At 70.5% G+C, this 10,599-nt stretch carries 7 protein-coding genes; 2 read left to right on the top strand and 5 right to left on the bottom strand.

Annotated elements, in window-relative coordinates; genetic code table 11:
* Positions 1-66 precede the first annotated feature (66 nt).
* From FNH08_RS33315 to FNH08_RS33300, 5 genes are all read right to left on the bottom strand, one after another.
* Positions 67-2,124 carry an NACHT domain-containing protein gene (locus FNH08_RS33315; RefSeq protein WP_194238699.1) on the bottom strand — a complete coding sequence of 686 codons (2,058 nt, stop codon included), beginning with the start codon at positions 2,122-2,124 and terminating at the stop codon, positions 67-69.
* Positions 2,125-2,138: 14 nt separating this feature from the next.
* A complete protein-coding gene (locus tag FNH08_RS33310; RefSeq protein ID WP_228034499.1) occupies positions 2,139-3,479 on the bottom strand; it encodes an acyltransferase family protein in 1,341 nt (446 codons plus the stop codon).
* Positions 3,476-5,662, bottom strand: coding sequence for a glycosyltransferase (locus FNH08_RS33305; RefSeq protein ID WP_194238698.1), 2,187 nt, complete (start codon positions 5,660-5,662; stop codon positions 3,476-3,478). The genes FNH08_RS33310 and FNH08_RS33305 overlap by 4 nt, the downstream gene beginning before the upstream one ends.
* On the bottom strand, positions 5,662-6,597 hold the full coding sequence (locus FNH08_RS51055; protein WP_194238697.1) for a hypothetical protein: 936 nt from the start codon (positions 6,595-6,597) through the stop codon (positions 5,662-5,664). Before FNH08_RS51055 ends, FNH08_RS33305 begins: the two co-directional genes overlap by 1 nt.
* 464 nt (positions 6,598-7,061) lie before the next feature.
* Positions 7,062-8,039, bottom strand: a complete 978-nt coding sequence (locus FNH08_RS33300; protein ID WP_152775252.1) for a LysR family transcriptional regulator — start codon at positions 8,037-8,039, stop codon at positions 7,062-7,064.
* A gap of 84 nt (positions 8,040-8,123) precedes the next feature.
* Here FNH08_RS33300 and FNH08_RS33295 point away from each other — a divergent pair, with 84 nt between their 5' ends.
* Together FNH08_RS33295 and FNH08_RS33290 are read left to right on the top strand one after the other, a co-directional pair.
* Complete coding sequence (locus FNH08_RS33295) at positions 8,124-9,437, top strand: MFS transporter (RefSeq protein WP_152775251.1); 1,314 nt, start codon at positions 8,124-8,126, stop codon at positions 9,435-9,437.
* Positions 9,438-9,549: 112 nt separating this feature from the next.
* The gene (locus FNH08_RS33290) at positions 9,550-10,344 is read left to right on the top strand and encodes an SAM-dependent methyltransferase (RefSeq protein WP_322725920.1); all 795 of its coding nucleotides are present in this window, start codon (positions 9,550-9,552) and stop codon (positions 10,342-10,344) included.
* The last annotated feature ends 255 nt before the right edge of the window (positions 10,345-10,599 follow it).

The raw sequence follows: 10,599 nt of genomic DNA, 5'->3' as shown, positions 1-10,599 counted from the left end.
GGCGGGGGCGCTCCGCTGAGGGTGGGGCGCCCCGCTGTCCCCTCCCGTGCCTCGCGGGACGTTCCGTCACCTCTCCGCCCGCGCCAGCCACTCCTGAAGCTCACGGTGACGGAACTGGTAGGCGAAGCCCTCCACGCGCATGATGCCGGCCTCCACACACCAGTCCAGGAAGGCGCCGAGGCGCGCGGGGAGCCGCCTGCCCATGTGGATCTTGAACACCACGTAGCGCCGCCATGCCTTCGCCGCGACGACGAAGGCGGGGAGGACGGTGAACAGCGCGCCGTACGCGAAGCCCAGGCCGGTTTCGATGCGCTGGGCGATCATCGCCCCGGCCCACATCGACGTGACGACCGTCCACACGACCGCGTAGCGCAGTTCCTCCCGCAAGGGATCCCGGGGGCCGGTCAGGGTGGCCTGCGGGCGGTCGGAGATCGTCCAGACGGCCTGCGCGGTCAGGAACGCCACGATCTGCCCGGCCGTCACCGCCGCGAACAGCACCGGCCTGTCCCGCAGGTCCCAGGCGAACAGCGCCGTACAGACGGAGTAGAGCGCGATCAGTAACGCTGTCTTCCGTCGTCTGATCCGCCGCCAGTCGAGGCGGCGTGGGACGGGCTGGCGTTCGGTGTTGTCCATCGCCCTGGGCAGGACGACGTTCAACAGCAGCCCCATGCCCACGATGACGATGTACGTCGTGTAGGGGCTGTCCGCCGCGGGCGTGAAGTGGAGCCGCTCGGCCAGGACCAGGGAGACCCAGAACGGAATGATCAGGAACCACACCTCCAGCGAGCCCATCTCGGACCTCCGCATCCGCCACAACCGGTGCAGTACGAGATCCGTGTCGGAGACCACCTCGTCGCGCGCCCGCGGGGTTTCGGGCGACCGGTTGTCGTCACGGAGGTGCCGGGCCAGCAGGGTGAGGCACTTCTCGACCTTCGCGGGGTCACGGCGCCTGCCCACGCCCGGCCGTCTGTTCCAGGTCGCCGCGGCGGCGTGCGTGTACAGGGCGAGCAGGTGGTCCGCCACGGCGTCCGGCTGCATCGCGAGGAGGTCGTCGGGAGCGCGCAGGGGACGGAAGTCGCCTTCGTCCTGCTCGGTGTAGGCGGTGGTCAGGAGGGCCATCCGCCAGGGGGTGTCGAGTACGGCGGCCAGTCCGTGCGGGGTACCGCTCCAGGTGAGGGCTTCGGCGACACGCTGCCATTCGGGCCGCCACTGCCCGCTCTCGCCCTGGAGTCCGCTCTCGCCCTGCAGTCCGCTCTCGCGGAGGAAATCGAGCTGCTGTTCGCTGGAGAGCGGCTGGAGTGTGACGGTCGTGGCGCTCTTCAGCCAAACCGTCTGCTTGAGGTCGCCGTAACGGTCTGTTCGGCAGACCACCACCAGCGGGGCCTTCCCCGTCCGTGCGTCGTACTCGCTGTTGAGCCGCTCCAGGGCGCGCAGCGCACGGCTCTCCCGCGTCGGGACGTCGGGCGGATCCATCTCGTCGAGGCCGTCGAAGATGGGCAACACCCGGCGCGCGTCGAGGAGTTCGCGGGCTACTGCCCTGGACGGGACGAGTCGGAGTTCCTTCAGGTAGTCGGCCAGCCAGTCGACCAGCGGGCGCTCGGTGTTCCACGTGGACAGCGGGATCCGTACGGGGACCGGGTCCCCTTCCGTCCAGCCGTCCATCAGATGATCCATCAGCTGGGTGGCGGCGACCGTCTTGCCGGAGCCGGGGCCGCCCAGGATCAGCAGCCGGTCCCGGCAGCGCGAGGAGGTGAAGTAGCTCCCCAGCGTCCCCTGCACGGTGACATCGGGGGCGGCGGACGGGCTGAAACCGATGGGGATCACGTTGTCCGAGCCGGGAAAGTAGCCGCGCGGGGCGTCGATCAGTCGACCGTCCACCTCGTCCTTGAATGCGGCGACGCGGCGGGCGAGGTCCGACCGCTCGGCCCTGAGGGTGAACCGCATGCCGTACACACCGATGCCGACGGACACCGCGCCGAGCGCCGCCGCGAGAATGTCCACCAGCGGACTTCCACGCAGGGGCGCGGCGCCCCGGAAGACCAGCAGGCTCGCCGCCCCCGCCAGGGAAAGAACGGCCAGGATTCCCCATACGGCGCCTCGGTACGCCCCCCGTGTCGCTCTCATCCCCCTGGAAGACATCAGTCCCTTCGCCTGCTCCCCCCGCGCTTCGTGCCGTTCGGCCACAGTCTGGGGCTGCGCCGGGCGGCGACGTCCTCGATCCAGCCCAGCGCCACGATCACCAGCCCGATCAGTGGCCACACCAGTACGAAGATCCAGAACTGATACGTCATGTCGAGTGCCGCGATCGCGCTCTCGCCCTGCATGAACGGCAGTTCGTAGAACAGGTCGAGGAGCGGGAACGCCGCCATGATCACGAGGTTGTGCCAGAGGTAGATCGTGACGGCACGGTTGTTCGCGAGGGTGACCAGCTTGTCCCAGCGCGCCAGCCTGCCCGGCAGTTCCTGCCAGGACGGGGAGTACTGGAGGAGGATGACGACGAACCCGAAGGACCATGTGGCCTGGGCCAGCGGGATGTCGTTCAGGTCCCAGCCCTCCGGCCCCGGATGGCCCGACGCCCACCACAGGGCGAAGGCCATGACCAGCACCGAGCAGGAGACCGCCATGTAACGGGGGACCTTCGCGAGGAAGCCCTCGTGGTGGGCGATGCCCAGGACCCAGCAACTGCCGTAGACCGCGAAGTCGGTGACCGCGTTGCCCGTCTCGCCGGGGATCGTGACCAGGCCCGTGCCCACGACCGCCGTCAGGGCGAGCGGGGCCAGCAGCGTCGCCCACGGCACCCTGCGGAAAGCCCACAGCAGCAGCGGGGACGCGAGCACGAACCACAGGTACGCGCGCAGATACCACAGCACGCCCACCGCCTGGTCCGCCCAGGTGTCCTCCAGCAGGCCGGGCCCGGAGCCGGCGCCCTCGGGGTAGGGCGGGGCACCGACGGGGATCACATAGTTGACGACCTCCGCCCAGCCCCACCCCGAACCGTCGGACGACTTCCCGGGATCCCAGCCGCCCGCGAACAGCAGGGCCAGCGCCACCGCGCTGAACGCCCAGAGGGGCGGCAGGAGCCGGCGGACACGACCTCGGATCACGCCCCACGCCGGGCGGTTCAGCGAGCGCGCCATCAGCGAGCCCGCCAGCGCGAACATCACGCCCATGGACGGGAACAGGATCGTCAGCCACGCCCAGCCGAACAGGTGGTACGCGACCACGCGGACCAGGGCGATGGAACGCAGCAGGTCCAGGTAGCGGTCACGGCCGGGCTTCTTCGGCGGCGCGTCGGACTCGGCCTCGGGCTGCTTCGCCTCGGCCTGCTTCTCCTCGGGCGCCGGTTCCTTCGGAATCAGCGCCTCGTCGACTTGCTGGTCCGGCACGCCGTACATCTCCTCGTACGACGCCCAGTACGGGTTCTCGGCGTCGGTGGATCTCTGCGGTTGGTATCCCTGCGGTTGGTATCCCTGCGTCATCCCACCGGCCTCCGCTCACTGCCGCTGGGCACCCGCTGCGCGGGCATGCCCTCGGGAGGTGCCCCCACCACGCCGGTGCGCCGCAGTTTCTGCCAGCGCAGACGGCCGCCGGTGAGCGCGGTGATCCAGGACTGGAGCAGGACGACGTACATCAACTGCCGGTAGAGGATCTGCTGGAGCGGGAGTGAGACGAGGTGGGTCATGCGTTCCCGGTCGAGGCGGAAGGCGTAGGCCGCGCACACCGCCTGGATGGCGAGGACGCCCAGCCAGGCCCCGATCGTCTTGCCGGTCGGGCCGAAGACTAGGCCGTAGAGGAGGAACACGTCGATCAGCGGTGCCAGCAGGGGCGCCACGACCATGAACAGCGACACCAGCGGCAGGCCCACACGGCCGAAGCGGCCCGACGCGCCCTTGTCGATGATCGATCGGCGGTGCTTCCAGATCGCCTGCATCGTGCCGTACGACCAGCGGTAGCGCTGCGACCACAGCTGCTGGACGGTCTCGGGGGCCTCGGTCCAGGCGCGGGCGTTCTCCGCGTACACGACGCGCCAGCCGTCGCGGTGCATCGCCATGGTGATGTCGGTGTCCTCGGCGAGCGTGTCCTCGCTCATGCCGCCGACCCGTTCGAGGGCCGAGCGCCGGAAGGCACCGACCGCGCCGGGGATCGTCGGCATACAGCGCAGGATGTCGTACATACGGCGGTCGAGGTTGAAGCCCATCACGTACTCGATGTGCTGCCAGGCGCCGATCAGCGAATCCTTGTTGCCGACCTTGGCATTGCCCGCGACCGCGCCGACACGGGGGTCGGCGAAGGGCTGGACGAGCTCGCGGACGGTGGACGGCTCGAAGACGGTGTCGCCGTCCATCATCACGATCAGGTCGTGACGGGCGTTGCGCATACCGCGGTTGAGGGCGGCCGGCTTGCCCGCGTTGAGCTGGCGCACGACGCGTACGCCCGGCAGGCGCATGTCCTCGACGATGCGGGCGGTGCCGTCACTGGAGCCGTCGTCGATGACGATGACCTCGATGGGGTGCTCGCTCGCCATCAGCGAGTTCACCGTGTTCTCGATGCACTTGGCCTCGTTGTACGCGGGCACGAGCACCGAGACGGGTTCGGTGACCGGGGCGGCCGGGCCCCAGCGGAAGTTCTTCCTGCGGACGCGGCGGGCGTGCACGCCGGACAGCAGGAGCATCAGGCCGAAGCGGGTGAAGACCAGGACGCCGATGACGGCGAGACCGACCACGAGTCCGTCGGTGATGTGCTCCGACGCCTGGACGAGGACGATCCACGCCTCGCCCTTGAGCGCGTCGAGCCCGTCGACCGGGGTGTGCGCGCTGGGCACGTCCAGGGCCTCGCTGAGGTTGTTGAGCTCGTACCCGCGCTCCTTGAGCATGGGGATGAACTTGTCCAGCGCCGCGACCGTCTGGGCGCGGTTGCCGCCGGAGTCGTGCATCAGGACGATCGCGCCCTTGTCGTCCTTGGGCATGGAGCGGCGGATGATCTCGTCGACGCCCGGGCGCTGGTAGTCCTGGCTGTCGGTGTTGTTGACGATGGTGATGTAGCCGCGGGAGCCGATGTACTGCGTGATCGGCCAGGACTTGTTGTCCATGGCGTCGGCGAAGGACGAGTACGGGGGCCGGAACAGCGAGGTGCGGATGCCGGCCGCGCCCGCGAGCGCGAGCTGGTTCTGGGACAGCTCCCAGTCGATGCGCTTCTTGGACTGGTAGGAGAGGTCCGGGTGGTTGAACGTGTGCAGGCCCACCTCGTGGCCCTCGTCGACCATGCGCTGGACGAGGTCCGGGTAGCGGGAGGCCATGGTGCCGGTGACGAAGAAGACGGCGTGCGCCTGGTGCTTCTTCAGCACGTCGAGCACCTTGGGCGTCCACGTGGGGTCCGGGCCGTCGTCGAAGGTGAGGACGAGCCGGCTGTCGTCCACCTTGAGGCTCTGGGTGCGGCCGCTGCGGGTGTCGATGACCGGGCCGCCCTCGATGATCTTCTCCGGAACCTTGTCGGAGGAGACCGGGGGGCGGACGCGGTGGTCGGCGAGGATCTCGCTGTGCACGTAGCCGCGCAGCATCAGCATCGCCATCAGCGCGGTGAGGACGAGCACGGGCAACAGGTAACGCAGGGGCAGCCGACGGCGGGCACGCGGTGCCGAGCCGTGGCGGTTGGTGCGTGCCATCAGACGATGTTCTCCGGGGACGACGAGGAGCTGGGTGCGGCGCCCGACGCGACGGGGTCGGGGGCGGGGGCGTCTCCGGCGACGGGCTCGGAGTCGGTCCCGGTGCCGGTGCCCGTGCCGCCGTCGGTGCCCGTGGACTCCGAGGCACTGGGATCGGGGGAGGGCGACGTGGCAGGGGGCGACGGGTCGGGCCGTGACGGGGACGGGTCGGTGCCCGGGTCTTTCTTGGTGGGGTCGGCGTCGGGCTGCTTCGCGCTGGTCGAGGGCCGGGGAACCGTGTTCGCCGGGGCGGACGCCTCCCCCGAGGGGTCGGCCGTGGCGCCCGTGTCCGGTGCCGTGGTCGCGCCGGCCGTGGGCGACACTCCGGCGCTCGGCGAAACGGTCGCCGTCTCCGACGGTTCGGCCGGGTCGGCGGGCTCCGGGGACGTGTCGACCTTGTTCGCCGGCTCGTCGTCCTGCTGGGCGAGGCCCGGCAGCCAGGGTGCGTTGGAGTTGCCCGACATGACCGTGACGCCGATGACGACGGCGTAGACCGCGCAGGCGAGTCCGACGAATATGCCTATGCGGCGCAGCCTGCTGCGGCGGCGGCCGGACTCGTCCACGAACACCGGGCCGTCCGAGTCCTGTCCGCCCGGCGCCTCCTTGGCCTGCTGGACGAGCCAGTCCTCCAGCTCCCGCCCCACGCCGTCGAGTTGGACGGTCACCTCGTGGGGGTCGTGGGTGTGGCCGGGCTCGTCGGACTGCTCCCAGACCCGCGACGGGTCCGAGTCCGGCCCGTCCGTCCCCTCCAGCCCGGGCTCCTGCTCCGATCTGTCCCGCATCCGGTCGCTCAGCCGGGTCTCCGGGACCTGGCCGTTCCACCGTGTGTCGGGGTCGCTGAACTGACGGGTTTCGGCTGCCGCGTCGTACCGCGACTGCTCCTCGGCGCGTCCCATGCCGCCTTCCGGGTCGTACTCCGTTGACTCGTGTGAATGCGACGAGGAGTACGAGGATCCGATGCGCGGCGACTCAGTGCCGTAGCCCGCGTTCTGGCCGGATGACGACGGCTGTCTCGGTACGCGGACGTGTTGGGTCCCCTCCCACGACGCGGTTCGACCGATCGCGTCCGGCCATTCGGTCTGCTGACCGCTCTGCCGGTCACCGGTCGCCTCCCGGTCCGACGGACCGGTTCCGCTTCCGCCCGGGCGACCGGTTTTCCGCCGGTTCGGTTGGGCGTCATTCCGCCAGTTGTCCACTCGCACGCACATCCCCCCAAGGGACACTTTCGGGCGCGCGAACGATCCGGGCACTTTCGCACATTGTTGTTCAGACCGGGCCCCCACCCGATCCGAGCGCCCCCCTACCATGTGCGCCCGGGCCATGAATGTAGCGCACGTGGAGGTTCCGAACGGGCCCTGTGTCAGGGGCTGGTCATCATATCGAGTGCATCTGTGGCCGGAATCCACCCATCCGCAGGGTCTCTCTGCCACCCTTCCTCGGCCGCGAGCGCGTCCACGGCACGTCCCAGTGCCTCAACTCCGGGATGACGGAACCCCTTCCTCCACACCAGCGACACGGGTGACAGGGGTACGGGGTCGACGAGGCGCCGGATCACCGTCCCGGGCATGGCCGGAAAACCCACCACGGCGAGAACGGGGTTGCGGTTCTTCGCCATGACCCGCTGGAACTCCTCGGCCCCGACGGCGAGCGGCTCGGGCGGCGCCACCTCGATGCCACGGCCCTCGAAGAGCTGACGCGCCAGGTCCGTCCACTCGGGCGTCCGCGGGTTCCCGTCGCCCGCGTACACGCGCTCACCCGCGAGCGCGGCCAGGGGGACCTCGTCCCGCGCGGCCAGCCGGTGGTCCTCGGGCAGGAGCACGGCCATCGGCTCGTACCGCACCGGCCGGTGGGCGAGCCGGGCGCGCACCGCCGGGTCCAGCCCCGCGACCCGGCCGAACGAGGCGTCGAGCCGTCCTGCGAGGATCTCGGCGGCGGCGCCCGTGAGGCCGCTCTCGTAGCGGGTCATCAGCTCTTCGTCGGGGACGAGTTCGCGGGCGCGGGCGAGGACGCGCTCACCGACGAGGCCGGGACTGTTGACGTCGACGAACAGCGGCCGCCGCGAGGAGCCCTTCCGGGCCGCCGAGTGCCCGAACGCGGCGGCCAGTTTCTCCTGAGCCTCCAGCACCCGCCGCGCGTACGGCAGCAGCCGGGCGCCGTCGGCCGTCAGGATCACCTGCCGGGTCGTCCGTACGAAGAGCTCGGCGCCCAACTCCCTCTCCAGCCGCCGGATGTCACGGCTGAGCGCCTGCTGGGCGACGTACAGCCGGGCGGCGGCCCGAGTGAAGTGGAGTTCCTCGGCTACGGCGAGGAAGGCACGGAGGAGGCGGGTGTCGGGCATCCGGCGAACTTACAACGCAGGTGTGTCAATCGCGACGGAGTAGGTGTTGGACGCCTGATCACGCTCCGGACGACGGTGGTACCCATGCCGCAACCACCCGCCGACGAACCCAGCCGCCCCGTCGTCCTCATCACCCCCTACCGCCGCCTCTTCGCTCTCCCCGGCACCCGTGCCTTCACCCTCGGGAACCTGATCGCCCGGCTCCCGATGGGCATGTTCAGCGTGAGCGCGGTCATCATGATCGCCGGCTCACGGGGTTCGTACGCACTCGCGGGCGCCGTGACCGCGACGGGTCTGGCGGCCACGGCGTTGGTGGCCCCCTGGACCGCGCGGCTGGTCGACCGCCACGGGCAGGCGCGGGTGGCCGTGCCCGCCACGGTGATCGCGGTCCTGGGCAGCCTGGCGCTCCTGCTCTGCGTGCGCCTCGGCGCCCCCGACTGGACCCTCTTCCTCTGCTACGCGGCCACCGCGACGACCCCGAACACCGGGGGGATGTCCCGTGCCCGCTGGGCCCATCTGCTGCGGGACGACCCGGCGGCCCGGCACACCGCGAACTCCTTCGAACAGGCCGCGGACGAGCTGTGCTTCATGCTCGGCCCGATCCTGGCGGCGTTCCTGTGCACCGCGCTCTTCCCGGAGGCGGGCACGCTGGTGGGCGGGGTGCTGCTGCTGACGGGCGTGCTGGTCTTCGCGTCCCAGCGGTCGACGGAGCCGCCGGCGTCCGGACGCCGGACTCCTGGCCCGCCCGGCTCCTCTGGTCCCTCCGTTTCCTTCGGTCTCTCTGTTTCCTCTGGTTCGTCCGCGGCGCGCTCGCCGCTCCGCGCGCCCGGGATGGCTCCTGTCCTGTCCGTCTGCCTGGCCATGGGTGCGGTCTTCGGATCAATGGAGGTCGTCACGATCGCGTTCGCCGACGCGCGAGGGCAACAGTCGGCGGCGGGAGTCGTCCTCGCGTTGCAGGCGCTCGGTTCGTGTGCGGCGGGGCTGCTGTACGGCGCGTTGAAGCCCGGCGGCCCCGCCTCGCGACGCCTCCCCTGGTGTGTGGCCGCGATGACGGCGCTGATGACCCTCCCCCTCCTCGCGGCCACCCTCACCGGCTCGCTCCCGGCCCTCGCTCTCGCCCTCCTCCTCGCCGGCATGGCCACCGCGCCCACGATGATCACCACGATGACCCTCGTGCAGCACCACACGCCCGAGGACCGCCTGAACGAGGGCATGACGCTGGCGGTGACGGGGCTGCTGGGCGGGATCGCGTGCGGTGCGGGGGCCGGGGGATGGGTGAGCGAGCACGTGTCGGTGACCGCCGCGTACATGGTCCCGGTGACAGCGGCGGCGACGGCCGTGCTGTTCTCCGCGCTGGGACAACGTCGGCCTGATTGGCCGAAACCCCAGGGTACGTGACCGGCAGCGCCCTCCAACTCCCCTGCTTTCATTGCAAGTTCACCTAGGTTGCTGTTCAGATCACAAACACCGACCAGCACCGATCCAGCACCGATCCCCGGGAGGCCGCGCCGTGTCAGACCCCAACCCACTGATCGACACTTCCACGCCCCACTCGGCCCGCTTCTGGAACTACTTCGTAGGCGGCGAGGACAACTACGAGGTCGACCGGCAGATCGGGGACCAGATCAAGGAGATCTTTCCCGGCCTCGTCGACGTGGCGGTCACCAGTCGGCACTTCCTGGGGCGAGCCGTCCGCCACCTGGCCGGCGAGCCGGGTATCCGGCAGTTCCTGGACGTCGGGACCGGCCTGCCGACCGCCGACAACACGCACGAGGTCGCGCAGCGCGTGGCCCCGGACGCCCGGATCGTGTACGTCGACAACGACCCCATCGTGCTGGCCCACGCGAAGGCCCTGCTCACCAGCACACCCGAGGGCAGGACCGCCTATCTGGACGCCGACCTGTACGAGCCGGAGGCCGTCCTCAAGGCCGCCGCGAGCACACTCGACCTCTCCCAGCCGGTCGCCCTGATGATCCTCAACACGCTCGGCCATGTCGCCGACTACGACCAGGCGCGCGGACTCGTGGGCCGCCTGATGGCCGGGCTCCCCTCGGGGAGCCATCTGGTGATCAGCGACAGCACAGCCACCAGTGAGGGCATGATCGCCGCCTCGGAGGCGTACAACGCGAGCGGCGCGGTGCCGTACCACGTGCGCGGCACCGCGGACATAGCCGGTTTCTTCGACGGTCTCGAACTGGTGGATCCCGGCATCGTCCGAGTGCCCGACTGGCGTCCCGCCCCCCACGGTTCAGCCGTTCCCGCAGCTGCCGTCGACGCCTACTGCGGAGTGGGCCGCAAACACTGACTCAGCGCCCCGAAAGGGGCGCGAGGACCGGCGCGTCTTTAGGCGCGGGGAACGGCGCGGTTCTTAGGGGCACGGGGGAACGGCGCGTCTTTAGGCGCGGGGACCGGCGCGGTTCTTAGGGGCGCGGGGAACGGCGCGATCTTTTAGGGGCGCGGGGAACTGCGCAATCTCTTAGGGGCGCGGGGCGCGGGTCTTCTCCGGCCGAGGCCAGGCTTTTAGGGGCGCGGGGAACTGCGCGACCAGCCACACCCAACC

It is taken from the genome of Streptomyces spongiae (genome assembly GCF_009377185.1).
Classification (GTDB): Bacteria; Actinomycetota; Actinomycetes; order Streptomycetales; family Streptomycetaceae; genus Streptomyces; species Streptomyces spongiae.
Note: the sequence above shows the minus strand (reverse complement) of the source record. Positions and strands in the feature narration are given on the sequence as shown.